The sequence below is a fragment of the Acidovorax sp. KNOB132 genome, assembly GCF_057541515.1.
Map to the genome: position 1 here is coordinate 1 of NZ_BAAJYT010000660.1, position 561 is coordinate 561.

General features: G+C 73.1%; 1 pseudogene. It reads left to right on the forward strand.

The window, feature by feature from the left end:
- Nucleotides 1–288, forward strand: a pseudogene (locus tag AC27IO_RS25270) (hypothetical protein); the annotation flags it as partial.
- Nucleotides 289–561 lie beyond the last annotated feature (273 nt).

A 561-nucleotide genomic window follows, 5' to 3' on the forward strand; every position in this document is an offset into this window, starting at 1 on the left:
CCCCGGTGGAAGCGGACACCGCCCGCGTCGCCGCGTGGCAGGCCGGCCCGGCTGCGGCTGGACGCCACGCCGCTGGCCGACGCCGTGGCCGAGATGCAGCGCCACCGCCGCACGCCCATCACGCTGGCCGACGGGCACGCCGCGGCGCTGCGCATCTCGGGGGAGTTCGACCTGGACCGCATCGACCAGCTGATCGACCTGCTGCCGCGCCTGGCCCCGGTGCGGGTGGACCGCCATGCGGACGGCAGCGTGGTGATCGGCCTGCGCACGGCACATCAAAAACCATAGCAGGATGCCGGCGCATTGATTGCGGTGGCGCCCGTTTCGAGGCCCAGTGCCCGGTCTCCGGCCGATGGGCCGCCGCTGGCCATTCATTGATTTGGATCGGCGACGTGTACAAACCCGCCCGCCGCATCGGCTCACAGGGGGACGGGCGCGCCCTGCCCGCCCGCCGTCCCCTTTTTGTGTCTTGACCGATTTCTTTCCAGGAGCCTCCATGCCGATCCCCCAACACCGCCGCCCGCCACACCGCGCCCGCTGGGCCGCGCTGGCCGCCGCGCG